Annotated in this window: 22 protein-coding genes and 1 tRNA gene; 10 read left to right on the top strand and 13 right to left on the bottom strand. The window is 60.2% G+C overall.

All coding sequences use genetic code 11. The features are described from left to right. The first annotated feature begins 124 nt into the window (after nt 1-124). Entirely contained in the window at nt 125-1,444 is a 1,320-nt protein-coding gene (locus RGCCGE502_RS14080; RefSeq protein WP_016554840.1) for a glucoamylase family protein, read from the top strand. A 77-nt stretch (nt 1,445-1,521) separates the two neighbouring features. Here RGCCGE502_RS14080 and RGCCGE502_RS14075 read toward each other — a convergent pair whose 3' ends face one another. Then, a complete protein-coding gene (locus tag RGCCGE502_RS14075; protein ID WP_019279954.1) occupies nt 1,522-1,812 on the bottom strand; it encodes a hypothetical protein in 291 nt (96 codons plus the stop codon). Nucleotides 1,813-2,141: 329 nt separating this feature from the next. Here RGCCGE502_RS14075 and RGCCGE502_RS14070 point away from each other — a divergent pair, with 329 nt between their 5' ends. Next, complete coding sequence (locus tag RGCCGE502_RS14070) at nt 2,142-3,335, top strand: M14 family metallopeptidase (RefSeq protein ID WP_040674585.1); 1,194 nt, start codon at nt 2,142-2,144, stop codon at nt 3,333-3,335. Nucleotides 3,336-3,501: 166 nt separating this feature from the next. Here RGCCGE502_RS14070 and RGCCGE502_RS14065 read toward each other — a convergent pair. The 4 genes from RGCCGE502_RS14065 to xylF form a co-directional block, all read right to left on the bottom strand. Further along, nucleotides 3,502-3,578, bottom strand: a tRNA-Arg gene (locus RGCCGE502_RS14065). 128 nt (nt 3,579-3,706) lie between these two features. Then, a complete protein-coding gene (locus tag RGCCGE502_RS14060) occupies nt 3,707-4,489 on the bottom strand; it encodes an ATP-binding cassette domain-containing protein (RefSeq protein ID WP_016554837.1) in 783 nt (260 codons plus the stop codon). Nucleotides 4,490-4,503: 14 nt separating this feature from the next. Further along, the gene (locus tag RGCCGE502_RS14055; protein WP_016554836.1) at nt 4,504-5,814 is read right to left on the bottom strand and encodes a sugar ABC transporter permease; all 1,311 of its coding nucleotides are present in this window, start codon (nt 5,812-5,814) and stop codon (nt 4,504-4,506) included. Between the two features lie 252 nt (nt 5,815-6,066). Next, nucleotides 6,067-7,107, bottom strand: a complete 1,041-nt coding sequence (gene xylF / locus RGCCGE502_RS14050) for a D-xylose ABC transporter substrate-binding protein (protein WP_016554835.1) — start codon at nt 7,105-7,107, stop codon at nt 6,067-6,069. Nucleotides 7,108-7,335: 228 nt separating this feature from the next. Between xylF and RGCCGE502_RS14045 the strand changes: the two genes are divergently transcribed. Further along, nucleotides 7,336-8,559, top strand: a complete 1,224-nt coding sequence (locus tag RGCCGE502_RS14045) for an ROK family transcriptional regulator (RefSeq protein ID WP_016554834.1) — start codon at nt 7,336-7,338, stop codon at nt 8,557-8,559. A 92-nt stretch (nt 8,560-8,651) separates the two neighbouring features. Here the strand turns inward: RGCCGE502_RS14045 and iolG are convergent, their stop codons facing one another. Continuing rightward, on the bottom strand, nt 8,652-9,644 hold the full coding sequence (iolG, locus tag RGCCGE502_RS14040; protein WP_016554833.1) for an inositol 2-dehydrogenase: 993 nt from the start codon (nt 9,642-9,644) through the stop codon (nt 8,652-8,654). Nucleotides 9,645-9,798: 154 nt separating this feature from the next. Between iolG and RGCCGE502_RS14035 the strand changes: the two genes are divergently transcribed. After that, the gene (locus RGCCGE502_RS14035) at nt 9,799-10,062 is read left to right on the top strand and encodes a hypothetical protein (RefSeq protein ID WP_016554832.1); all 264 of its coding nucleotides are present in this window, start codon (nt 9,799-9,801) and stop codon (nt 10,060-10,062) included. Here the strand turns inward: RGCCGE502_RS14035 and RGCCGE502_RS14030 are convergent, their stop codons facing one another. Then, nucleotides 10,063-10,539, bottom strand: a complete 477-nt coding sequence (locus tag RGCCGE502_RS14030; protein ID WP_016554831.1) for a hypothetical protein — start codon at nt 10,537-10,539, stop codon at nt 10,063-10,065. Between the two features lie 54 nt (nt 10,540-10,593). Further along, on the bottom strand, nt 10,594-11,601 hold the full coding sequence (locus tag RGCCGE502_RS14025) for a LysR family transcriptional regulator (RefSeq protein ID WP_016554830.1): 1,008 nt from the start codon (nt 11,599-11,601) through the stop codon (nt 10,594-10,596). Nucleotides 11,602-11,874: 273 nt separating this feature from the next. On the opposite strand from RGCCGE502_RS14025, the gene chvE reads away from it, so the two are divergent. The 5 genes from chvE (at nt 11,875) to RGCCGE502_RS14000 (ending at nt 18,398) form a co-directional block, all read left to right on the top strand. Then, entirely contained in the window at nt 11,875-12,939 is a 1,065-nt protein-coding gene (gene chvE, locus RGCCGE502_RS14020; RefSeq protein WP_016554829.1) for a multiple monosaccharide ABC transporter substrate-binding protein, read from the top strand. Nucleotides 12,940-13,038: 99 nt separating this feature from the next. Next, nucleotides 13,039-14,577, top strand: coding sequence for a multiple monosaccharide ABC transporter ATP-binding protein (mmsA, locus tag RGCCGE502_RS14015; protein ID WP_016554828.1), 1,539 nt, complete (start codon nt 13,039-13,041; stop codon nt 14,575-14,577). Continuing rightward, nucleotides 14,574-15,782: a multiple monosaccharide ABC transporter permease gene (mmsB, locus tag RGCCGE502_RS14010; protein WP_016554827.1), complete on the top strand. Its 1,209-nt coding sequence runs from the start codon at nt 14,574-14,576 to the stop codon at nt 15,780-15,782. The genes mmsA and mmsB overlap by 4 nt, the downstream gene beginning before the upstream one ends. Before the next feature lie 112 nt (nt 15,783-15,894). After that, nucleotides 15,895-16,890 (top strand): AraD1 family protein, encoded by a 996-nt coding sequence (gene araD1 / locus RGCCGE502_RS14005; RefSeq protein WP_016554826.1) that lies wholly within the window; start codon nt 15,895-15,897, stop codon nt 16,888-16,890. Between the two features lie 74 nt (nt 16,891-16,964). Further along, entirely contained in the window at nt 16,965-18,398 is a 1,434-nt protein-coding gene (locus RGCCGE502_RS14000; protein ID WP_016554825.1) for an aldehyde dehydrogenase family protein, read from the top strand. A gap of 66 nt (nt 18,399-18,464) precedes the next feature. Here RGCCGE502_RS14000 and RGCCGE502_RS13995 read toward each other — a convergent pair whose 3' ends face one another. Genes RGCCGE502_RS13995 through RGCCGE502_RS13985 form a run of 3 tightly spaced genes read right to left on the bottom strand, consistent with a single transcriptional unit; the run spans nt 18,465 to nt 21,651 of the window. Next, nucleotides 18,465-19,289: a transglutaminase family protein gene (locus RGCCGE502_RS13995; RefSeq protein WP_016554824.1), complete on the bottom strand. Its 825-nt coding sequence runs from the start codon at nt 19,287-19,289 to the stop codon at nt 18,465-18,467. Between the two features lie 11 nt (nt 19,290-19,300). Then, nucleotides 19,301-20,242 (bottom strand): alpha-E domain-containing protein, encoded by a 942-nt coding sequence (locus RGCCGE502_RS13990; RefSeq protein WP_016554823.1) that lies wholly within the window; start codon nt 20,240-20,242, stop codon nt 19,301-19,303. After that, nucleotides 20,242-21,651, bottom strand: a complete 1,410-nt coding sequence (locus tag RGCCGE502_RS13985) for a circularly permuted type 2 ATP-grasp protein (RefSeq protein WP_016554822.1) — start codon at nt 21,649-21,651, stop codon at nt 20,242-20,244. Before RGCCGE502_RS13985 ends, RGCCGE502_RS13990 begins: the two co-directional genes overlap by 1 nt. Nucleotides 21,652-22,006: 355 nt before the next feature. On the opposite strand from RGCCGE502_RS13985, the gene RGCCGE502_RS13980 reads away from it, so the two are divergent. Beyond that, on the top strand, nt 22,007-22,918 hold the full coding sequence (locus tag RGCCGE502_RS13980) for a DMT family transporter (RefSeq protein ID WP_016554821.1): 912 nt from the start codon (nt 22,007-22,009) through the stop codon (nt 22,916-22,918). Here the strand turns inward: RGCCGE502_RS13980 and RGCCGE502_RS13975 are convergent. Together RGCCGE502_RS13975 and RGCCGE502_RS13970 are read right to left on the bottom strand one after the other, a co-directional pair. Beyond that, complete coding sequence (locus RGCCGE502_RS13975; RefSeq protein ID WP_016554820.1) at nt 22,915-23,556, bottom strand: bleomycin resistance protein; 642 nt, start codon at nt 23,554-23,556, stop codon at nt 22,915-22,917. The genes RGCCGE502_RS13980 and RGCCGE502_RS13975 overlap by 4 nt on opposite strands. Nucleotides 23,557-23,758: 202 nt before the next feature. After that, complete coding sequence (locus RGCCGE502_RS13970; protein WP_016554819.1) at nt 23,759-25,429, bottom strand: DEAD/DEAH box helicase; 1,671 nt, start codon at nt 25,427-25,429, stop codon at nt 23,759-23,761. Nucleotides 25,430-25,591: the final 162 nt, after the last annotated feature.

Below are 25,591 nucleotides of genomic sequence, written 5' to 3'. Positions count from 1 at the left end.
CAGGTTGCGATGAAGCCTACGATATCCAAGCCACTGCCGGCGATGCCGAGGCGATGACTTGAGCTTCGGCAGGGTGCGGCACTGCCAACAAATGGATCGCGAAGCTGTTTCAATAGGTGAAGCTATGGTCGAGGTGCCTTTGACCGCGCCAAATCCGGAAGCCCCTCCGAGCGACGAGGACTTCGAGCGATTGCAGTTCACGACGTTGCTCTACTACCTGCATTGCACCAACCCGGACAACGGGTTGGTGCGCGACAAGACCCAAGACGGCGCACCGGCAAGTATCGCCGCCATTGGCATGGCGCTTGCTACCATTCCCGTCCTGGTGGAATGCGACATCATCATCCGCGAGTTTGCAGCCAAGATCGCCCGACGACGACTGCATTTCTTGATGCGATGCCATCAAGGCCCTGAACCGGATGCGTCGGGCTACAAGGGCTTCTTCTATCATTTCCTTGACATCGAGACGGGGCGGCGGGTCTGGCAGTGCGAATTGTCGACCATCGACTCGGCGTTTCTGTTCGCCGGTGCTCTAACGGCCGCAACCTATTTCGATCGGGACACGGCTGACGAGGCGAAGATCAGGGAGCTTGCGGCGGCGCTCTACGAGCGGGCGGACTGGAACTGGGCGCGTGACCACGGCCCGACGCTGACCCATGGCTGGCGACCGGAAAGCGGCTTCATTCCCTATCGCTGGCGTGGCTACGACGAGGGTCTGCTTCTCTACATACTCGGGCTCGGGTCACCAACGCACCCGCTGCCCCCGGAAAGTTACGCGGCCTATACGGAAAGCTACGAGTGGCGGAACATCTTCGGGCGCGAACTGCTTTATTCCGGTCCACTCTTTACGCACCAGCTTTCACATATGTGGATCGATTTCCGCGACATCCGCGACGAATTCATGCGCGAGCACGGCAGTGACTATTTTCAGAACAGCCGCCAAGCCACGTTTGTGCAGCAGGAATATGCGATCCGAAATCCGATGCAATTCGAGGGCTATGGCGAGCACTGCTGGGGATTTACCGCCTGTGACGGTCCCGGCTGGCGCACCCTTGAAACTGGCGGATATCGCCGAGAGTTCTTCGATTACATAGCGCGCGGGGCACCGTTCGGGCCTGATGACGGGACGGTAGCCCCCTGGGTCGTCGTGGCGTCTCTGCCTTTCGCACCCGAGATCGTCATTCCAACCGTTCGCAATTTCAAGGGCATGCAGCTGGGGATGAGGCGGCTTTACGGTTTCAAGCCATCCTTCAATCAGAGCTTCAAGGACGAAAGCAGTCCGACAGGGTGGTGGATCAGTCCCTATCATTTCGGCATCGACCAGGGGCCGGTGGCCCTGATGATCGAAAACTATCGCACCGGCTTCCTATGGAAACTGATGCGCGATTGCGAGCCGATCGTCCGCGGATTGCGCCGGGCAGGCTTCGACGGTGGCTGGCTGTAACCGGGGGGCATGCGGGGCGGCATTCGGTCTCGAGCGCCTCGTCCGTCGATCATTCACCGTTCGACTGCGGAGCTGGATCAATGGGAGCCGCGGAGCTGATCGTCCTTCAACCAATTTGGGTTGAAGACACTCTTTGCAGCGTCCGTTGCCTCTGATGTGTGGACAATATCGTCCCGCAGCCACCAGTCGATTGACCTGCCGGGTGCCGACAATTCTCCTTGGTCTAGGCTCGCTGTCACGAGGATCGATACCGAGGGGACCCGCGACGATTTCACCGCCGTTTCGGCGGCGGACAATGCGAAGAGCGGCGCGACGATGCCCGTCATGAGCACGGAGGCATAGACTGGGAACGTTTGCGAGTACGACATGACATGCATCCCGCTTGAACTGCAGCGATACTACAATGTCGCAAGTCAAACTCGCAGTCGACTCGGTATTTTGGTGTTGCGCCGAAAGAATGCCTATGACGGAGACAGGAAAGAGACCGTTCTGGCGGCTGTCGGGAGGCCTGCTTTGTGTACTACCTCCGGAATTGCCGAGCGACACAGCAAGTTTGTGTGGTCATCAGAGTTTTGCGGAAATTGTGCAACCTTGCCGGTGCAGCAGCGTACCCTAGTTGAAATCGCGCGGGGTTCTCGCGACCGATGTGCATGCCATTGTTCTAATGCAATTTTTCAAATCACAAAGGGCCTCCATCATGTCGGACAAATCGAAGACAGGCATTGATCGCCGTGATCTCCTAATCGCATCCATTGCCACGGTCGGCGCGTCGGCTGCCCTAGCTGTCAGCGCACGTACCGCGAGTGCCCAGGAGGCAGCGGCGCCTGCTGCTCGTGCCGCATCGGGGACTGTCTATACCGGCGATGTCATCGATGGAAAGAAGGTCGTCAGCGCGCTCGACGTCGATGACCTGGAGCCGGGGCAAAAGCACCTCTTGTATTTTCAGGGGGCACAGATGCCAACGGGGCAGCACTGGCACGTATCCGTAACGGTCGCCAAGGGGGCAAAGCCCGGCAAGCGCGGCGTTCTGACCAGCGGTGTGCATGGCGACGAAATGAGTAACATTCATACTGTCCAGACGGTGATGAACCAGCTCGATCCCGCGCAGATGTCGGGCACGGTGATGGCGGTTACCGACGTGGCGCGCCCGGCCATTGAAGGCATGCAGCGCAGATGGCCCAATCAGGGCAGAGGTATAGATTTGATCGATATGAACCGGGAATGGCCCGGGAATGAGAACGGCGCCACGGCGCCCAGCCGACACGCGGGGCTGCTGTTCAACCGGTTGCTGCGGCCGAACGCCGACTTCGCGATCGACTTTCACACCGGAACAACCGGTTTCGAAGTCACCGCATTCAATATTGGCGGCATGGATGTGCCCGAGGTCAAGGCAATGCTGGAGCTCTATCCCGTCGGCCAGATCTTCGACAACCATGTCTATCCCGGTGTCCTGCACAACGCATTCATGGACGTGGGCATTCCGTCCTTCACGCCGGAGATTGGCGCTGCTCGCGTTCTGGACTTGGAGATGATCGCGCTGTTCGTGGAAGGCACGATGAATGTTCTCAAGCACTACGGCATTGTTGCCGGGGCCATGGGCCGGACGGCCAAGGACGTGAATGTCTTCATCGGCAACAGTGCGTTCCCGATCTTGGCAACCCAGGGCGGGCTCGTCGAGCACTTGGTCAAGCTCAACGACAAGGTTGAACCCGGACAGAAGGTGGCCATTCAGCGCAACAGCTTTGGCGAAGTGGTCGCGGAGTATACAAGCGGCGTGGCTGGAGAGGTAACGGGGCAACGCAGCGATGCAATGTCCGAACCTGGCAATCCTCTGGTATTCATCCTCTTCCACAAAGCGGCGCTGGAGGGCGTTGAGTCCTATCCCGAGTAAGCATCGCACGCGGAATTCTTTGCAAGCCTTAGTGGATTAGCCTTTGTCGCCCGATGTCCGGCCAGCTACATGGCTGAGACACGGGAGTGCGCTCGTCCGCTCAAAAGCGTACCCTGCCTGACTGACTGACTGACGGTACTTTAATCTGAGATGTTGAAGAGATGATTGGCGCACCCGACAGGATTCGAACCTGTGACCTTTGGAATCGGAATCCAACACTCTATCCAGCTGAGCTACGGGTGCATGCCTGAGGCGGGTTGAATCGCCTGTCCGATGGGTGGTTCTTAGCCTAGCTTCTCGCTGGCTTCAATCTACAAAATGAAAAGTCCGCCGTTCTTGAGCGCGGCGGACTTTTATGTCTCACATCCGGATCAGACCTGCATGGCGCCGGGGCCGGGGATGGCCTTTGGTGGCACCTTGCCGAGGATGATCATGCCGAGCACTTCGTCTTTGGTGACGTCCTCGGTGCGGGCGTGGCCGACGACCTGGCCGTTCTTCATCACCGAGACGCGGTCGGCGAGGTCGAAGACGTCGTGGATGTCGTGGCTGATGAGGAAGATGCCGATGCCTTCCTTCTTCAGCTGCTTGATCAGTTCGCCCACTTGCGCCGTTTCCTGGGGACCAAGGGCTGCCGTCGGCTCGTCCATGATCAGGATGCGGGCGTTGAAGAGGATCGCGCGGGCGATCGCCACCGATTGCCGCTGGCCGCCCGAGAGCGCCTTCACCGGCTCCTTGAAACGGCGAAAGTTGGGATTGAGGCGGCCCATTACCTCGCGCGTCGAGGCCTCCATGGCGACATCGTCGAGCGTGCCCCACTTGGTGCGGATCTCGCGGCCCAAATAGAGGTTGGCGGCGGCGTCGACGTTATCGGCGACAGCAAGCGTCTGGTAGATCGTCTCGATGCCGTACTTCTTGGCATCGCGCGGATTGCGGATGTCGGCCGGTTCACCGTTGATCAGGATCTCTCCGCTGTCGCGCTTGTAGGCGCCCGACAGGATCTTGATGAGCGTCGACTTGCCGGCGCCGTTGTGGCCGAGAAGGGCGACGACTTCGCCGGGGTAGAGATCGACCGAAGCGTTGTCCACGGCGTGGATGCCGCCGAAGGAAATCGAGATGTTTTTCAGTTCCACAAGGGGAGCGCGTTGATCAGTCATATCTAGGACTCCTCTTACTTCGACCGCGAGCGATAGACGGTGTCGAGCCAGACGGCAACGACCAGCACGGCGCCCACGACGACATTTTGTATGGGGGTATCGACGTTTGCGAGACCCATGCCCGACTGCAGCGACTGCATGACCAGCGCGCCCAGCATGGCGCCGGCAATCGTGCCGGTGCCGCCGGCAAGCGAGGTGCCGCCGATGACGGCCGCCGCGATGGTATAGAGCTCGTAGGTCGTCCCTTGAGAGTTGGCGGCGGCGTTGAGGCGGGCAGTGGAGATCGCCGCGGCAACGGCGGCCAGGAAGCCCATCAGCGCGAAGATGCGGACCGCGACCCAACGGGTCTTGATGCCGGCGAGTTCTGCCGCTTCAGGGTTGCCGCCGATCGCGAAGACGTAGCGGCCGAAGCGCAGGCGGGTGGCGATGAAGGTCATGACGATACCGACGAGAACGGCGATCAGCACAGGCACGGCGATGCCGTAGGAGATGAACAGCCCCGTTTCCGGCCAGGCGATACCGTTGGCTTCGGCGTATTTCTTGGCGATTGCCACCGGCCAGTAATAGATGGTCGAGACCCAGATGGCGCCGAGCACCAGCGCGCAGCCGAGAATGGCCAGGAAATACTCGGCCCAGAGCGGCCGGCGCGGGAAGTTGAAGCGCTTGCGCTGGTGGCGCGAGCCGATGATGCCGACGATGATCAGCACGCAGGCGACCAGCCCGATGATCCAGCTCCAGGTGGCGCCGACGGAGCCTTCGGCACCGCCGCCCATGATGCGGAAAGTGGTGTCGAGGGGGGCGACCGTCTGGCCCGATGTGACGTACCAGGCAAGACCGCGCCAGGCGAGGAAGCCGCCGAGCGTAACGATGAAGGAGGGGACACCCAGGAAGGCGATGATGACGCCCTGGAAGAGGCCGATCAGCGTTCCGGCGATCAGGCCACAGACCAGCGTGATCAGCCAGGTCCAGGAATTGTCGAAGCCGAGATATTGCGGCAGGAACTTCGCCTGGATGACGCCCATGATCATGGCGACGAGGCCGAGCATCGAGCCGATCGACAGGTCGATGTTGCGGGTGACGATGACGAGCACCATGCCGGTCGCGAGAACCGCGATCTCGGTCGTCTGGACCGAGAGGTTCCAGAGGTTGCGTGGCGTCAGGAAGAGCCCGCCGGTGTAGAGATGAAAGCCGATCCAGATGACGAGAAGTGCTGCGACCATGCCGAGCAGGCGCGTGTCGATCTCGGTTGCGCGCAGGAAGCGCGTGAAAGCGTTGCCCTCTGCCGAGCGCGGATGGCCCGATGAGGATTGCGTGATGTTTGCCATGGGTTTGCCGTTTCCCCCATTGTATGGGCTCTGGCGCGGGTGCCCGAACGCCCTTGCCGAGGTGCCCTGTTCTTCTAATCGACCACCGAGAGACTTCCGAAGCGGCCGCTCGAGAGGCGGCATCGTTGCGGCAGGGAATCAAAGCGTTCGCGGTGCGTTGCGAGGCGGGGAGCGTTCGTGGACGGCTCCATCCGCGTCCGGCGCCGCAGCGTGACCGCTGCGGCGCCGGCATGTTGGTTTACCTGGCGAGGATTAGTCGCAAGCCTTGACGGTGCCAGCCTTGACGCCCTGGCAAGCTTCAGCCTTGGAGATCCAGCCGGCGTCGATGACGACGTTCAGGTTGTCCTTGGTGATTGCTTCCGGCTTCAGGAAGATCGACTGCATCTTCACCTTCTTCGGACCACCTTCGAAGGAAGTTACGCCCTCGATCTTGTCCATCGTCTTGCCGCCAGCGAGGTCGAGCGCGATTTCAGCCGCGCGCTTGCCGAGTTCGCGGCTGTCCTTCCAGACGGAAACCGTCTGCGTGCCGAGCGCGATGCGGTTCAGAGCAGCCTTGTCGGCGTCCTGGCCGGAAACCGGAACGGTGCCAGCCATGCCCTGTGCGTCGAGAGCAGCAACGGCGCCACCGGCGGTGCCGTCGTTGGAAGCAACAACGGCGTCAACCTTGTTGTTGTTGGCGGTCAGGAACTGTTCCATGTTGCGCTGGGCGTTCTGCGGCAGCCAGCCGTCGGTGTAGGCTTCGCCGACATTCTTGATCTTGCCTGCGTCAACAGCAGCCTTCAGGACTTCCATCTGGCCGGCGAACAGGAAGTCCGCGTTCGGGTCGGAAGAAGAGCCCTTGATGAAGACGTAGTTGCCTTCAGGCTTAACCTTGAACACGCCTTCAGCCTGCAGGCGGCCGACTTCCTTGTTGTCGAAGGTGATGTAGAAGGCAGCCGGGTTTTCGATCAGGCGGTCGTAGCCGACGACCGGAATGCCTTCAGCGGCAGCCTTCTCGATGGCAGGACCGATCGCATCCGAGTCCTGAGCGAGAACGATGAGTGCGTTTGCGCCCTGCGAGATCAGCGATTCAACGTCGGTGAGCTGCTTTGCGGCAGACGACTGCGCATCAGCGGAAATGTACTTTGCGCCCTTGGCTTCGAGGGCCTTCTTGATGGCGGCTTCGTCGGTCTTCCAACGCTCTTCCTGGAAATTCGACCAGGAAACGCCGACGACGAGGTCGGCAGCCATTGCGGCGGTATGCACCGACACCAGGATGGCCGCGCCGGCCATCAGCTTCAAAACAGACTTCATAAATATCCTCCCGAGTGAATAGCGGCCAGCCCCAGCCAGTGGTTCCTCCAGCCGCCGCGGTTCGCTGACGAGAAGCTTTGAATTATTTTCTCGACAGTCGAGAAATTTAGTGTCAGAGATTTTTTCAACTGTCAACACTGCACTACCGACGGAATTTTCGTTAGGGAAAACCTGCCGGAGATACAGTGTGAACGAGGGCGGAATGCGAGGGGGAGAGGGCCGGCATATATGCTGACCAAATCGAGCACGGAATTGGTCCGGCAGCGAAATAGCGTCCTCGTGCTCGCCGCGCTTCGAAGGCATGGGGCGTTGGCTCACACCGAAATCGCCGACTTCACCAAGCTGTCCTCCGCCACGATTTCGGCGATCACCGCTGACCTGGAAAAAGCCCAGATCATCGAAAAATCCGAGCACCAGGCAGCAAGCGGACGGGGGCGCCCGCGCGTCTTGTTTCGGCAGCGGCGCGACTGCGGCTACCTCGTCGTCGTGATCATTTCATCGGATGGCGTGCAATATTCGCTGGTCGATTACGCCGGCAAGCTGATCGACCGGTTTAGCGAGGAAAGGTCGCATGATCCCACTGGGGCCGAGCGGTTTGTCGCCTCCATCAAGGAGGGGCTTTTGCGCATTCTGTCGCGCTCAAAGCTTCCCCAGGAAAAGGTGCTGCTGATATCGATCAGTAGCAAGGGGCTCGTGCATCCGACGGAACCGGTGCTGGTTTGGTCGCCGATTTTCGGCAGCAATCAGATCGACTTCGAATCAGCGTTGCGGCCAGATTGGCAAGCCAGGATCCTTCTCGGCAATGAGACGCAGCTTGTTGCAGCGGCCCTCGGTGCGCATGAGGAAAATACGAGGCCGACGGATTTTCGTGCTCTTGCCGCATTGTCGCTCGGACACAGCATCGGCCTTGGCATCGTCCGGCGCACAGGGCAGGGCGAGCGGGAAATCTCCGCACCGAATTTCGGACATATGCTGCACATGCCAAATGGTGGCCTCTGTCGCTGCGGCAGCAGGGGATGCATCGAGGCCTATGCCGGCTTCTACGCCATTTTGCGCATGGCCTTCGAGGTCCCGCTTGATACCATTCCGGCGAAGTTCGTGCCTGTAGCCGAGCTCGATAAGATCGCTGCGCAAGCGCGCCACGGGCATCGCATGTCTGCCTTTGCGTTCAGGCAGGCTGGCATCGCGCTCGGAAACGGACTTTCACGTCTGCTTAGCCTGACGGAGCGCATGCCGATCGCAATCACGGGTCCAGGAACGCGTTACTATGATCTGTTGCGTCAGGGCATCGAGGATGGACTTGGCCAGGCGCATGTCGTGCGGATGGAAGGAATGCCCGAGATTCGCGTTGCGCCTGACGAATCGATCCTTGTCTTCGAGGGGCATCTCGACCGGGCATTGTCCGTGATCGATCAGGAGTTGGTTCTGTCTGGCATTCAGGAGGCGGACTAGCCATGCGGCCAGGGCGACATAAGCGTAAAACGAGAAATGGCCGGGCAGGGACCCGGCCATTTCACAGGTGGCTTTCGGTCGGGAGAGGGCCGTCAGCCAATCTTGATGAGCTTGCCTTCCTTGACGGACTGCACGGCAGCATCTGCCAGCGCCAGAGCAGCGAGACCATCGGCACCCGACGGCGCGATCGTCGCACCCTTTTCGATCGCCGCGATGAAGCTGGCGATCTCATTGGCGTAGGCTTCGGTGTAGCGGGTCATGAAGAAGTCATGCAGCGGCGGGCGGGTGTAGCCGTCGCCGTTGGCAACTTCGATCGAAACAGGGCGCTGATTTTCGGCGGATACCATGCCTTTGGAGCCATGCACTTCGATGCGCTGGTCGTAGCCGTAGGTAGCGCGGCGAGAGTTGGAGATGATCGCCTGCTTGCCGGACGTGGTCTGCAGGATCACCGAAACGCTGTCGTAGTCGCCGGCTTCGCCGATCGCCTTGTCGACAAGGACAGCGGCGGTGGCGCTGACGGCAACCGGCTCTTCGCCGAGCAGGAATCGGGCCATATCGAAGTCGTGGATCGTCATGTCGCGGAAGATGCCGCCCGAACGCTTGATGTAATCAACCGGTGGGGCGCCCGGATCGCGCGAGGTGATCGTGACCATTTCAACGTCGCCGATTCGGCCGTCGTCGATCGTCTTGCGAACGGCCATGAAGTGCGGGTCGAAGCGGCGATTGAAGCCGACCATCAGCTTGCCCTTGGTCTCGTCGACGACCTTGATGCACGCCTTGACGCGGGCAACGTCGAGATCAATCGGCTTTTCGCAGAAGATAGCCTTGCCGGCGCGCGCGAAGCGTTCGATCAGGTCGGCATGGGTATCGGTCGGCGTGCAGATGACCACGGCGTCGATATCCTTGGCGGCTTCGATCGCCTCGATCGTGCGGACCTCGCAGCCATACGCCGAGGCGATGGCTTCGGCCGCCTGCGGGAAGGCGTCGGCGACAGCAACGAGTCTGGCATTGGCATCGCCGCTGACGGCCTTCGCATGAACCTTGCCGATGCGGCCGGCGCCGAGAAGACCAAATCTGACTGTCATGAGAACCTCCCTTGGATTCGGAACAAATGAACCGAATTATGATGCGTGTGGAATTTTCATTCCATTTAATGGTTGCCGCGTCAAGCCCGGCGCCCTTTCACATTTTCAGAATCCATCCTAAAGACATGTGATCGAAATACGGCGCGGGACAATTATGCAGCTTATAGATCCGAACCATCCGGCCTATCGCCCGCTCTGGGCTCGCGTCCTGATCGTGGCCGTTTGCTTCGGCTGGGCACTAGTTGAGATCATCACCGGTGATCCGTTCTGGGCGGTTCTATCGGGCGGTGCGGGCGTCTATGCCGCCTACATGCTGTTCTGGAGCTACAAACCGCAAGCGGTAGAGAGCGTCGCGCCGGCACCTTCCGATGACGATGAAGAAAAAGAAGATCGAGAAGACAAGAAGGACGCCGACTAGTCAGCGACCGAGGCGCCGCAGCGCCTGGTCGATCAGCAAATTCGCGGTCGTCATCCGCTTGGTGGCGTTCTCGCGGAATTGCGGATGAACGCGATCGGGGTGGTTCTTCTTGGCAAAGGCACGACGCTTTTCGCTGAGGCCCTGGGCTGTATCGCGCATGGAAATATCCAGTTCGGCAGCGATATCCTCTGGCGCTACGCGCGTGAGGTGATCTGGCATCACAGGGTCTGGCTCAGGCGAGGTCGGGGGCACGGGTGAGGACTCAGGCGCCGTCTCCGGTGGGGCAAATCCCATTGTCTCCATGTACGCCTGATCGGCCCTGCTTGACTGGGCCGAGATCCCTTCCATGACATCGAAGGCAAGACCGGCGTTGAGGCCGCTCACACGGGCGGTGGGTGCATCCTGCTCGGCTGCCTCATCGTCCTCCGCCTTCAGGCGGTCGAGGACGGACTGGAACACGGATTGGCCAAACAGCATGATTGCCTCCTTAGGAGGCGCGCATTAGACGCGAGCAAGGTGGTGCCGAGCTTGTCAGGCGGCGGCGACTTTTTTGCTCTCGGCCAACACCAGATCATAAAGCAGCCGCGCACTCGGGGGCAGAGCACGGTCCTTCACCGTGATCAGGCTGTACGGCCTGACGTTGATATCGAAGTCGATCGGCAGCACCCGGACATCCGAAGCCTTTGATTTGTGGGACGCCAGGAACTGTGCCACGTCGAGCGCGATCGGTGCGATTGCATCGGTCTGGCAAACTGTCGCGCAGGTAAGCAGCAGCGATGAGGTATTGACGATATTTTCCGGCAGCGACACACCGCGCGCCAGGAACAGGTCCTCGATCGTCCGGCGCAGCAACGTACCTGCAGGCTGGAAGACCCAATCATAACGCGGGAGGTCATCGAGGGACGCCACCTTCTTCTTCAGCAGCGGATGACCGCCCCGGACGATCAGGCAGGCTTTTTCCACGCCGATCTCCTGGACCTGGAACAAGCGCGGATTGAGGTCGTCAGGAATACGGCTGATGATGAAGTCGTGCCGGGCGGCGAGCAGCTCCCGCGCCAGCACGTTGCTCGTTTCGACCTGGATAGTCACCTCGATGCCGGGGAGAGCCGTTCTGACTCGCTTGATCGCCGGCACGACAAGGCTCATTGCCGGCGCCGTAACCGCGCCGATGAAGACCGCGCCGCCCTTGCCCGTCTTCAATTCTGCAATTTCGCGGCCAGCTTCGCGCAGTTCCAGCATGATCTTTCGCGCGCGCCGTGCGAGCGCCTGTCCGAAGGTCGTCAGAACCACACCGCGCGCGATACGCTCATAGAGCGGCGTCTTCACGATCGACTCCATTTCCGACAGGATTCGCGAGGCCGCCGGCTGCGAAATGTTCAGCGCTTCGGCCGCGGCTGAAATTTGACCGCTATCTTCGATTGCGACGATCATCCGCAGGTGATTCAGTTTAAGCCCCGATCTCAGAAGGGCGTCATCACCAAAAATATCGGTGTGAATGTCCACATGGGCATGCGTCTGCGGGTCCGAAATAATCGTCATGGTTGCGGCCTCCCACCCGCGTTCCATCAAAAGTAATACTTTTTAACGATATACCAAAATTGTTATGCACTTTGCCAGTTATTCTATTTGACAGTTATAGGAATCCATACCAGTTTGCCGCCGTGTGCTGGTTGGCACTCAACACGTGTGAGAGCGTGGAGGAGACCTACTTCGTTTCTCACCATCTGAAGTATTATCCAAGACGGAACCTGCCACAGTTTCGGGGCGGGCGATTTTTCGTCCGCGCGTTTATTAACTAAGGGAGAGAGAGATATGAAATCCATTATCTCGTTGATGGCAGCGGCGGCCTTTGGCGTCGCTTCGTTCGTAATGCCGGCTATGGCAGCCGACAAGGGGACTGTCGGCATTGCAATGCCCACGAAGTCGTCCGCTCGCTGGATCGATGACGGTAACAACATCGTCAAGCAGCTCCAGGACGCTGGCTACAGCACCGATTTGCAGTACGCTGACGACGACATTCCGAACCAGCTGTCTCAGATTGAGAACATGGTCACCAAGGGCGTCAAGGTTCTCGTCATCGCCGCTATCGACGGCACGACGCTTTCTGACGTTCTCCAGAAGGCTCACGACGCAGGCATCAAGGTCATCGCTTATGACCGTCTGATCCGCGACTCGGGCAACGTCGACTACTACGCGACGTTCGACAACTTCAAGGTTGGCGTTCTGCAGGCAACCTCCATCGTTGACGCCCTCGGCCTCAAGGATGGCAAGGGCCCGTTCAACATCGAACTCTTCGGCGGTTCGCCTGACGACAACAACGCCTTCTTCTTCTATGACGGCGCAATGTCTGTTCTGCAGCCTTACATCGACAGCGGCAAGCTCGTCGTAAAGTCCGGCCAGACCGGCATGGACAAGGTTGGCACGCTGCGTTGGGACCCGGCCACGGCCCAGGCTCGCATGGACAACCTGCTCTCGGCTAACTACACCGACGCGAAGGTCAATGCAGTTCTGTCGCCTTACGACGGTCTGTCCATCGGCATCATCTCGTCGCTTAAGGGCGTCGGCTACGGCTCTGGCGATCAGCCGCTCCCGGTCGTTTCCGGCCAGGACGCTGAAGTTCCGTCGGTCAAGTCGATCATTGCTGGCGAGCAGCACTCGACGATCTTCAAGGACACCCGTGACCTCGCAAAGGTTACCGTCGGCATGGTCAACGCTCTGATGGAAGGCAAGGAGCCTGAAGTCAACGACACGAAGACCTACGACAACGGCGTCAAGGTCGTTCCGTCCTACCTGCTGACCCCGGTCGCAGTTGACAAGACCAACTACGAGAAGATCCTCGTCGAAGGCGGTTACTACAAGGCTGACCAGCTGAAGTAATAATTGTACCACGTTGGCCGGAACCTGCTGCTTGCGGGTTCCGGTCTTCAATTTTATGATCGCCGCGCCCCTCTCGGCTGCTGGCGCTGGATTTTGACCATGGACAATACAATCCTCGAAATGCGGAACATCACCAAGACGTTCCCAGGCGTAAAGGCGCTTGAGAATGTGAACCTCAAGGTTCGGCAAGGTGAAATCCACGCATTGGTGGGTGAAAACGGGGCCGGAAAGTCGACCCTGATGAAAGTTCTCTCCGGCGTGTACCCGGCCGGAACCTACGACGGTGACATCGTTTATGAAGGCGACGTCCGTCATTTCAAGGCGCTCAAGGACTCCGAGGAAATCGGCATCGTCATCATTCACCAGGAGCTGGCGCTCGTGCCGCTTCTGTCGATCGCCGAAAACATCTTCCTCGGCAACGAGGTCGCCCAGAACGGCATCATCAAGTGGCAGGAAGCCTTCAAGCGCACGAAAGAGCTGCTGAGCAAGGTCGGCCTCAAGGAGTCGCCGGAAACGCTTGTTACCGACATCGGCGTCGGCAAGCAGCAGCTCGTCGAAATCGCCAAGGCGCTTTCGAAGAGCGTGAAGCTGCTCATCCTTGATGAGCCGACAGCGTCGCTCAACGAAAAGGATTCCGATGCGCTGCTCGAGCTCCTCATCGAGTTCCGCAACCAGGGCCTGACGTCGATCATCATCACGCACAAGCTCAACGAGGTGCGCAAGGTCGCCGACCAGATCACGGTTCTGCGCGACGGCATGACGGTCAAGACACTCGACTGTCAGACCGAAGAAATCAGCGAAGACATCATCATCAAGAACATGGTGGGCCGTGAGCTCGCCGATCGTTATCCGCCGCGCTCCGTGCCGATCGGCGAGACGATCCTCGAGGTGAAGAACTGGAACGCTTACCACCAGCATCACCGTGACCGCCAGGTTCTGCACGACATCAACGTCACCGTCCGCAAGGGCGAGGTGGTCGGCATCGCGGGATTGATGGGCGCCGGACGCACTGAATTCGCCATGAGCCTGTTCGGCAAGTCCTACGGTCACAAGATCCACGGCGACGTCTTCATGCACGGCAAGTCCGTCGATGTCAGCACCGTTCGCAGGGCGATCGATGCCGGTCTCGCCTACGTAACCGAGGATCGCAAGCATCTCGGTCTCGTGCTCGGCGAAAACATCGTGCACAACACGACGCTTGCCAATCTGGCTGGCGTATCGAGCGGCACGGTCATCGACACCATCAAGGAATCCAAGATCGCGTCGGACTATCGCTCGAAGCTTCGCATCCGCAGCTCCAGCATCTTCCAGGAGGCGGTCAATCTTTCGGGCGGCAACCAGCAAAAGGTCGTGCTGTCGAAGTGGCTGTTCTCCGATCCCGACGTTTTGATCCTCGACGAGCCCACTCGCGGTATCGATGTCGGTGCAAAATACGAAATCTATACTATCATCAACCAGCTCGCCGCCGATGGCAAAGGCGTTCTGATGATCTCATCGGAAATGCCGGAGCTCCTTGGCACGTGCGACCGCATCTACGTCATGAATGAAGGGCGTATCGTTGCGGAACTGCCAAAGGGAGAGGCGAGCCAAGAAACCATCATGCGCGCTATCATGCGCTCAGGGGAGAAGAAACAATGACCCCGGTCAACCCTTCCGCCACCGAAGAGAGCAACGTCGTTTCCGTTGCGGACTACATCCGCGGTAACATCCGAGAGTACGGCATGCTCATCGCGCTTGTCGCGATCATGGTGTTCTTCCAGTTCTATACAGGCGGCATCCTGTTCAAGCCGGTCAACCTGACGAACCTTGTTCTGCAGAACTCGTTTATCGTCATCATGGCGCTCGGCATGCTGCTTGTCATCGTTGCGGGGCATATCGATCTGTCGGTCGGCTCCATCGTCGCCTTCGTCGGCGCGGTGGCGGCTATCATGACCGTCAACTGGCAGATGAACTTCGTGCTTGCGGGCATTCTCTGCCTGATCATCGGTGGCGCCATCGGCGCCGCGCAGGGCTACTGGATCGCGTATCACCGGATTCCGGCCTTCATCGTCACGCTCGCCGGCATGCTCGTCTTCCGCGGCCTGACGCTGTTCGTTCTCGGCGGCAAGAACATCGGCCCGTTCCCGAAGGATTTCCAGGTCATCTCGACGGGCTTCCTACCGGGCGACATGATCGATATCGGCGGAATTCCGCTGCATTCGACGTCGCTAATCCTGACCGTCCTTGGAACTGTCGTGCTCTTTTATCTCGCCTGGCGTCGCCGCAAGGTCAACGAGAGCCATGGCATCGATGTCGAGCCGATGAGCTTCTTCATCGGTCAGAACCTCATTCTTTCGCTGGCGATCCTGTTCCTCGGCTACCAGCTGTCCAGCTACAAGGGCCTGCCGAACGTTCTCGTCGTCATGCTCGTGCTGATCGCGGCCTACGCCTTCGTGACGCGCCGCACCACCATCGGTCGCCGCATCTACGCCATGGGCGGCAATGAAAAGGCCACCAAGCTTTCGGGCATCAACACCGAGCGCCTGAGCTTCTTCACCTTCGTCAACATGGGCGTTCTGGCCGGTCTCGCCGGCATGATCATCGCGGCCCGCTTGAACTCGGCAACGCCGAAGGCCGGCGTCGGCTTCGAGCTGGACGTTATCGCAGCCTGCTTCATCGGCGGTGCTTCAGCATCCGGCGGCGTTGGCAAGATCACCGGTGCTGTCATCGGCGCGTTCATCATGGGCGTCATGAACAACGGCATGTCGATCGTCGGTCTCGGCATCGACTTCCAGCAGATGGTCAAGGGATTGGTGCTTCTCGCTGCCGTCTTCTTCGACGTCTATAACAAGAACAAGGGCTAAGCGCTTCGGCGCTGCCCAGGCATTCGCAGTCATGTGAACTTACCAATCCGGCGCCTTCAGGGAGCCGGATTGGCGGAGCATTTTCCGCGCAATCGAAAAAAGGATGAAGACCGTGCTCATTTCGCAGATCAAGGGTTCGAACGGAGAGATCGTCGTCGCCGTGCGCGAGCCGGGCGGTACCGCGAAAGCCGTCAAGAATGCCGGCAGTGTCTATGCACTGGCCATGGAAGCCGCAAACGGCGGCAAGTCGCTGCAGCAGGTGATCGAGGCGCATGGCCTCGGCGATGCCGTCGACCTTGAGAAGGCTTATGCTGAAGGCAAGTTTCTGCCGCCGATGACGCATCCTGACGCTGCGCATCTGCACCTGACGGGCACCGGCCTGACGCATCTGGGCTCGGCTGCAACGCGTGACTCCATGCACAAGAAGACCTCCGAGGCGGCTGAAGAAACGCTCACCGACTCAATGAAGATGTTCAAGATGGGTCTTGAGAACGGCAAGCCGAAGGCTGGCGAGAAGGGCGTGCAGCCCGAGTGGTTCTACAAGGGCAATGGTTACGGTTCCGCCGCGCCAGGCACTCCGCTCGTTTCTCCGTCCTTCGCGCTCGATGGCGGCGAAGAGCCTGAGATGGCGGGCATCTACGTCATTGCTGAAGACGGGACGCCTTTCCGGATCGGTTTTGCGCTTTCGAACGAGTTCTCCGACCACGTCACCGAGCGGATCAACTATCTCTACCTCGCGCACTCCAAGCTGCGCCCGGCAAGCTTCGGCCCGGAAATGCGCATCGGCGCCGCGCCGGACGACATCCGCGGCACCTCGCGCATCAAGCGCGGTGACAAGGTGATCTTCGAGAAGCCCTTCCTGTCGGGCGAGGCGAACATGTCGCACACCTTCGCGAACCTCGAATACCACCACTTCAAGTATGGCCTGTTCCGCGTGCCCGGCGACGTCCACGTCCACATGTTCGGCACCGCGACGCTGTCCTTCGCGGAAGGCATCAAGACGGAAGAGGGCGACGTCTTCGAGATCGAAGTCGCCGAGTTCGGCCTGCCGCTGCGGAACCCTCTGAAGATTGCCGCTGAAGAAGAGATTGCGGTCAAGCAGCTCTGATTTCGCAAGGCCCGGCCGCCGCTTCGGCGGCCGGACCGTTTTTCAAAGAACGGTAAGGGAGGCCTCATCGGCCCATGACCATCTATCAAAATCTCATCGCCGGCGAATGGGTCGGCTCGGACGCGACCAAGAACATCAATCCGTCTGACACCAACGAGGTTGTCGGCCTCTATGCTGACGGCACGGCTGAAGACACCAGAAATGCTATCGCGGCCGCCAAGGCAGCCTTTCCTGCCTGGTCGCGCTCCGGCATCTGGGAACGCCACGTCATCCTGAAGAAGGCTGGCGACGAGATCATGGCTCGCAAGGACGAGCTTGGGGCGTTGCTTGCCCGCGAAGAGGGCAAGACGCTTCCGGAAGCGATCGGCGAGACCATCCGCGCCTCACAGATCTTCGAATTCTTTGCAGGCGAGGCGTTGCGGCTTGCAGGCGAGGTTATCCCGTCGGTTCGCCCAAATATCGGCGTCGAGATCACCCGTGATCCGCTCGGCGTGATCGGTATCATCACGCCCTGGAATTTCCCGATCGCCATCCCCGCCTGGAAGATCGCGCCGGCGCTCTGCTATGGCAACACGATCGTCTTCAAGCCGGCCGAACTGGTTCCGGGCTGTTCCTGGGCGATCGTCGACATCCTGCATCGCGCCGGCCTGCCGAAGGGCGTCTTGAACCTCGTCATGGGCAAGGGTTCGTTGGTCGGCCAGGCGATGCTCGACAGCCCCGACGTCACCGGCATCACCTTTACCGGTTCCACCGGAACCGGCCGCCGCGTCGCGAGCGCCTCGATCGAGCATAACCGCAAGTTCCAGCTGGAAATGGGCGGCAAGAACCCGATGGTCGTCCTGGATGACGCCGACCTTGCGGTCGCCGTCGAAGCAGCTGCCAATTCTGGCTTCTTCTCTACCGGCCAGCGCTGCACAGCGTCCTCGCGCCTGATCGTCACCGAAGGCATCCACGACAAGTTCGTCGCGGCGCTGACGGAAAAGCTGAAGACGCTGGTCGTCGACAACGCGATGAAGACGGGCACGCATATCGGCCCTGTCGTCGATGAAAAGCAGCTGAAGACCGATACCGACTACATCGAGATCGGCAGGAAGGAAGGCGCCAAGCTTGCCTTCGGCGGTGAACTCATCACCCGTGAAACGCCTGGCTTCTACCTGCAGCCGACGCTATTTACGGAAGCAACCAACCAGATGCGCATCAGCCGTGAGGAGATCTTCGGACCCGTCGTCTCGCTGATCCGCGTCAAGGACTACGAAGAAGCGCTGGCAACCGCGAACGACACCCCATTCGGCCTGTCAGCCGGTATCGCCACGACGAGCCTTAAGCACGCGACGCATTTCAAGCGTAACTCCGAGGCCGGCATGGTGATGGTCAACCTGCCCACCGCCGGCGTCGACTTCCACGTTCCGTTCGGTGGCCGCAAGGGCTCGTCCTATGGCCCGCGTGAGCAGGGCAAGTACGCAGCCGAGTTCTACACATCGGTCAAGACCGCTTATACGCTGGCGTAGTGATTGCAAGAACGATGCGAGCCGCCATCGGCGGCTCGCATCGTTTACTCTGCCGATTTGAGCCGATCAGCTCTGGCTCTGGCTCTGCATCTGTCCCCGATCCTCTACCTTGACGACGACCGAGAGTTTCTCCCCCGGCGTGCCGATGCGCATGCCCGAAACGGGGGCGGCATCGCGGTAGCAGAGACCGGAGGCGACGCGCACATAGCGTGCATCGGGGCAGATGTTGTTGGCGGGATCGAAGCCTACCCAACCGAGGCCGGCCACGTGCGCCTCGCCCCATGCGTGGGTTGCAGCCTGCTCCACCTTCTCTTCCATCATCAGATAGCCGGAGACGTAGCGAGCCGGCACCCCAAGGCTCCGCGCGGCTGCGACGAAGATATGGGCGTGATCCTGGCAGACACCACTCTTTTTCTCCAGCGCTTGCTCCGCTGTCGTTTCGGTATCGCTGGTGCCGGGTCGGTATGCCACCATTTCGTGGATGCCGGACATCAGCGCGTGCATGCGAGCCAGCTCGTTGTCGCCGCTCACGTTTTTGGTCAGCTCCTTGATCAGCTTTCCAGGCTTCGTCCTTGGCGTCTCGCGCAAGAACAGCCACAGCGGGCAGAAGCCGCTGTGGGGGCCAAGGACGCCGTTTCTATCCTCCGTTTCGACTTCGCCCTCGGCGACGATGCGTGTCGCTTGTTGCTCGCCTTCCAGAGATACGAGGTTGATGTGGTTGCCGAACTGATCATCGTATTCGACCTCCGGCTTGGCGCCTTCGACATGCAGCGACCACTTGAGAACCTTTTGCCCGATCGCGGTCGGCGGTGTCAGTCGCAACCGCTGCAACGAAAAGACGGACGGTTCCTCGTAGTGATATTCGGTAACGTGGCTGATCTTAAGTTTCATGTCGTGCCCGCCTATGCATAGAACCGGTAACCGTCGGATATTTCCATGCCGAGCTGGTTGTTGCGCGTGACGAAATCTTCCAGAAACTCATGCAGGCCCTGATCCATGATCTCCTTGATGGCGCGCGTCTGCAGCGTCCTGCGGATGGCATCTGCCGTGTCGTGTGCCGGTAGCCGCTCGCCGTAGTCCTTGGCGAGATAACCGAGCTCGCTAACGATTTTCTCGTAGCAATAGGCGAGCGAGCGCGGCATCTGGCCGTTGAGGATCAGGAAGTCCGCGATATTCATCGCGCGATACTCGCCGTCATAGGCCCAGCTGTAGGAGCGGTGCGCGGAGACGGAGCGCAGGATTGACTCCCACTGGATGTTGTCGATAGACGTGCCGACAGCGGAGACCGAAGGCAGGAGTACATAGTACTTCACGTCGAGAATGCGGCTCGTATTGTCGGCACGCTCGATGAAGGTGCCGATACGGGCAAAATTGTAGAGCTCGTTTCTGAGCATGGAGCCATGGAAGGCGCCACGGATCAGCCCGGCGCGATGCTTGATGGCATCGATCGCTTCCGGTAGTTCCGCCGCCTTCAGCCGCTTCGACAGAAGGGACTTGAGTTCGATCCAGAACTCGTTCGTCGCTTCCCAGGTTTCCCGGGTCAGTGCCGTGCGCACCATGCGGGCGTTGTTTCGCCCATAGTCGACGCAGGACATGACGCTTGAGGGATTGGAGCGGTCACGCAGCAGGTAGTCGATCGCATCGGCGCTCGTCAGCTTGCTGTGGCCCTCGTCAAAGGTCTCGCGGACTCCGGCGCTTTGCAGGACGCCATCCCAGTCGTCGTCACCGGTCCCGCTTCTGGTCAGCGACATGCGCAGGCCGGCATCGATAAGTCGCGCGATGTTTTCGGCGCGTTCGATGTAACGGAACATCCAGTAGAGTCCGTTTGCAGTTCTTCCGAGCATCAGTCCTCCAATACCCAGGTGTCTTTCGTGCCGCCGCCCTGGCTGGAATTGACTACCAGCGAACCCTCTTTCAGGGCCACGCGCGTCAATCCGCCGGGGATGATCTGCACCTTGTCGGAGACGAGAACATATGGCCGCAAGTCCACGTGGCGCGGCGCAATGCCCTTGTTGACGAGGATCGGCACGGTCGACAGTGAAAGCGTCGGCTGCGCGATATAGTTGGTGGGCTTGGCCTTCAGCTTCTCGGCGAAATCGGCGCGTTCCTTCTTTGTCGCTGTCGGGCCGACCAGCATGCCGTAACCGCCGGAGCCGTGTACCTCCTTGACCACCAGTTCCTCGAGGTGCTCGAGCACGTATTTGAGGCTCTGCGGCTCGGAACAGCGCCAGGTTGGCACGTTTTCGAGGATCGGCTTGCGGCCGGTATAGAACTCCACGATCTCCGGCATGTAGGAGTAGATCGCCTTGTCGTCCGATATGCCGGTGCCAGGCGCATTGGCGATGGTGATGTTGCCGGAACGATAGACGTCCATGATGCCGGGAATGCCGAGCGCTGAATCCGGCCGGAAGGTGAGGGGATCAAGGAAGTCGTCGTCGACCCGGCGGTAGAGCACGTCGATCGCCTCGTAGCCGCGCGTCGTGCGCATCTTCACCTTGCCGTCGATGACGCGCAGATCCGAGCCCTCGACCAGTTCGACGCCCATCGTGTCGGCCAGGAACGAATGCTCGTAATAGGCGGAGTTGTAGATGCCGGGCGTCAGGACAGCGACGCGCGGCTTTCCCTTGCAGCCGGGAGGCGCAAGCGATGCCAGGCTCTGGCGCAGCAGATAGGGATAGTCCTCGACCGGCCGGACCTTGTTGGTATGAAACAGGTCCGGAAACATCTGCATCATCGTTTCCCGGTTCTCCAGCATATAGCTGACACCGGACGGGGTGCGGGCATTGTCTTCCAGCACATAGAATTCATCCTCGCCGGTGCGCACGATATCGGTGCCGACGATGTGGGTGTAAACGCCGCCCGGCGGCCGGAAGCCGATCATTTCGGGCAGGAAAGCATCGTTCCTCTCGATCAGTCCCCGCGGAATACGGCCGGCACGGATGATTTCCTGCTTGTGGTAGATGTCATCGAGGAAGGCGTTGAGAGCGATTACCCGCTGCTCGATCCCCTGGGCGAGCTTGCGCCATTCGCGACCGGAAATGATACGGGGGATGATGTCGAACGGAATGAGCTTTTCGGAGGAGTCTGCGTGTCCGTAGACAGCGAAGGTAATGCCGGTCTTTCGGAAGATGTTCTCCGCGTCCCGGCTCTTGGCGATCAGATGTGCTCGATCTTGGTTACTGTACCACTCAAAGTATTTTTCATATGGCTCTCGCGGGCTTTCGCCCCCGGTGATCATTTCATCAAATGCCAAAGGTGTGGCTCCCCTTTTTTGTTCATTTGAATACAACGCAAATGGCAATGCAAGAACCATGCACAGTTTGAAGGTGAGATTCGTAAACTCCTCGGAGGCGATAAAAAGAGTCGAAAAACTGGGCATTTACGGAAATCGTACTTAGGTCCCGCCGTCATTGATGCCCGGTAGTCGCTCAAAATGTGAGCACCTGGCTATTTTCCGATCGGCGTTCGATTCATTTTCGGCCCGCGCCCGCTCAGCGGCCGACTGCGCGACGATCAACGAAACTTCAGGTAAGCATCAACAGTTCGCTTTTGACGAAGGACCTGTCGGTCGGCTATCAGCGCCCCAATCCATTGCCCCAGGATAACCCATGTCGCTCGATCGCTTCGCTCCCGCCATCTTTGTCCTGCTTTGGTCCACCGGCTGGGTCGTGGCAAAATATGCCGCCATTCATTCGGAGCCCTTCACCTTTCTTGCTGTGCGCTATGCCCTGTCGGGGCTGGCATTCCTCGGGCTTTGTATTGTCATGCGCGCCGTATGGCCGGGCAGGGCGCTCGCCTTTAGAGCGGTCTACTCCGGCCTTTTCCTGCACGGCTTCTATCTGGCAGGCCTCTGGTGGGCGATTGCAAACGGCGTGCCGGCCGGTATCTCGGGCATCATCGCCGCGCTGCAGCCGCTTCTGACGGCGATGGCAGCGCCGTTGCTTGTTGGCGAACGACTGCACGGCATCCAGAAGGCGGGCCTAGTGCTTGGCTTCCTTGGCATCGCTATTGCGATATCGCCGAAGCTCCTCGATCCGGCGACGGCCGATCTCGCCCATGCCGCCGTACCGCTGGCAATCAATCTCATCGCCATGGGCTCCGTCACCTACGGAACGCTTTATCAGAAGAAGCATTTGCAGACCGGCAACCTTCTGCCGATCGCCACGCTGCAATATGTCGGTGCGTTGATCGTCACGTTGCCGCTGATGCTTACCTTCGAGCGCATGCATTTCGACGGATCGGCACAGGCCATCGCGGCGCTCATCTGGTCGGTCTTCGGGCTGTCGATGGGCGGCGTTGGGCTGCTGCTCTATCTCATCCGCCGCGGTCAGGTGTCGCGGGCGGCCTCGCTCATCTATCTGATGCCGCCGACAGTGGCGCTCGAAGCTTTCATCGCCTTCGGCGAGCCGCTGACACTGCCACTGATCCTCGGCACAATCGTTGTCGTGACCGGCGTCTATCTGACGAACCGGCCAGCGAAGGTCCCTCCACACGATACGACCGAGCTGCAGCGGGCCTAGGTAGCCTCGCCTGAAAAAGCGATCAGGTTTCCATCGGGGTCCTGCACGATGAAGGTGCGTGCGCCCCATGGCTCAATCCGCAGAAGCTGATGGAACGCCGCGCCAGAGGCCTGATACTCCAGGAACAACTGCTTCGGATCGTCGACGGTTAACGTTGCGGAGAGGGCGTCGACTTCTCGCGCTCTGAAGCCAGCGTCGAAGACAGGCGGCCCGACCTTTCGCAGGTTCAGGCGTGCACCATCGCGAAACACCTGGGCATAAAATGGCGGCTCTCCGTTCTGGAACGCCACTTCAAACCCCAGTTTCCGAACATAGAACAGGCATGAAACGTTGATATCGGAAACGAAGAGCTGCGGTTCCGCGGAGAGGACGAGCGGATGCCTACTGTCTGATGCTGTCGATTTCGTCATGGTTTCGATCCCTTTGACCAGCGCCGGCCAATCCGCAAAACCATGCTTTCGGGCAACAAGCTCCTGAGCATCGCTGAGCTTGAAGTCGGCGTCCAATATTTCTCGATCGCTTTGATCTCGATATCTGGGCAGGATCCACCTGATCTGCGCCGCAACCGGATAGTACCGTTCGCGATGCCATCGCAGGTATGTCTTGGCTTGCTTTCTGAGGTTTTCGATATTTGGCATGGGCGCGGGCTACGTTTGACTTGTCGTACGTAGGCGGGCAATGCCCCTCCGGCTTGAAGCCGATGCGCCCTACAGCAGCACCAACATTCTAGTGCGAAGGACCAATTGCCACAAGGCGAGATTGTAGGGCCGCGGGATCATTTGGCGTCGTGAGACGCGTATTGCAAAGGGCGGGATTTCTCCCGCCCTTTCTTTTCCTTAATTAGGCGCGTTCACGGCGCTGACCGTTGCCACCGCGCGACGGACCGCCGCGACGGTTTCCGCCGTTGCCTTCGCGACGTTCGCCGCCGCCGTGAGCCTGCGCGCCACGATCTTCGCCGTGCTTGCGGGCCGGGCGGCCGTGCGCATTGCGGGCGCCGCCGCCGGGATGATGGCGGTTCTCGCCGTTGGCATGGTTGCCATGCTGCGGGCGCTGCGGCTTGCGGGCCGGACGGAAGTCCGACGTTGCCGCCAGATCATTATCGGGGCCCGACGTCATCGGCGTAGCCTCGCCACGGCGCTGGCCGCGGAAATCTTCGTTGCGCTGGGTCTGGCGCTCCGGACGGGGACGACGCTCGCGCCGCTCCTCGTTGTTGGCGCGGACTTCGTCGCCAGCCTCAGGGCGCGGACGACGCTCCGGGCGGCCACCTGCACGATGGCCTTCGCCGCCACGACGCTCACCGCCACGGTTTTCACCACCACGACCCTGGCCGCGGTTGCCACCGTTGCCGTTGCCGCGGCGGGGAGCCGCGTTCATGTTGGCCGGGGCCTCACCGCTGGCGACCGCGATGCTGATGTTCATCAGTCGCTCGATGTCACGCAGCAGGCGGGTTTCGTCGGGTGCACAGAAGGCGATTGCGATACCATCGCGACCAGCGCGGGCGGTACGGCCGATGCGGTGGACATAGGCGTCCGGAACTTCCGGCAGGTCGTAGTTGTAGACGTGGCTGACGGCCGGAATGTCGATGCCGCGGGCCGCGACGTCGGTCGCAATCAGCGTCTTGACGTCGCCGTCGCGGAAGGCCTTGAGGGCGCGCTCGCGCTGGCCCTGGCTCTTGTTTCCGTGGATCGAGGTGACTGAATAGCCGACGTGGTCGAGGTGCTTCATCAGCTTCTCCGCGCCGTGCTTGGTGCGCAGGAAGACGATGGCGCGTCCGTCAGGGTTCTCGGTCAGCGACTTCTTCAGGAGATCCGTCTTGTCGTTCTTGCCGTTGACGAAGTGGACGTACTGCTCGACCTTGTCGGCAGCCTTGCCCGGAGGTGTCACTTCGACGGTGACCGGGTCCGTCAGGTATTCGCCGGCGAGGTCGGCGATCGACTTCGGCATGGTTGCCGAAAACAGCATCGTCTGGCGCTTTTTCGGCACCATCTTGGCGATCTTGCGCAGGTCGTGCACGAAGCCGAGGTCGAGCATCTGGTCGGCCTCGTCGAGAACGAGGTAGCGTACGGCGGTGAGGCCGATGGCGCGGCGGGCGACGAGGTCAAGCAGGCGGCCGGGCGTGGCAACGAGAATGTCGGTGCCCTTTTCAAGCTGCAACTGCTGCTTGTTGATCGAGACACCGCCGACGACGACGTTGATGCGCAGGTGCGACTTGCGCAGGAAGTTCTTGAGGTTCTGAGCGATCTGGTTCACCAGTTCGCGGGTCGGGGCGAGGATCAGCGTACGGGTTGTACGGTTGTCCGGACGCCGCTCTTCAGGGATGATCTTTTCGATGATCGGCAGGCCGAAGGCGGCCGTCTTGCCGGTGCCGGTCTGGGCGAGGCCGATAAGGTCGCGGCCTTCGAGAAGAAGCGGAATCGCCTTTTCCTGAATGGGGGTCGGCGTTTCGATGCCGAGCTGGAAAAGTGTGGCGACGATCGGCTTGGAGATCCCAAGCGATTCAAAATTGGTCAAGTCATAACCTTTTTAGGGCGCGCCAAAAAAATCGGCCGGGTCGCAGAGCGCGGCCCGGTGTCATTCTGGCGTCAAGAACCCCGCGTGAAGTGGGAACTTGTCTTGTTGGAAAAAGCTTTCCAGCGCTTCTGCCGCGTCTTGGGGTGCGGTCTATTCGAAATG

The organism is Rhizobium grahamii CCGE 502, assembly GCF_000298315.2.
GTDB classification, from domain to species: Bacteria; Pseudomonadota; Alphaproteobacteria; order Rhizobiales; family Rhizobiaceae; genus Rhizobium; species Rhizobium grahamii.
The sequence above is the reverse complement of the archived record's forward strand: the minus strand, read 5'-3'. Positions and strand labels throughout refer to the sequence as shown.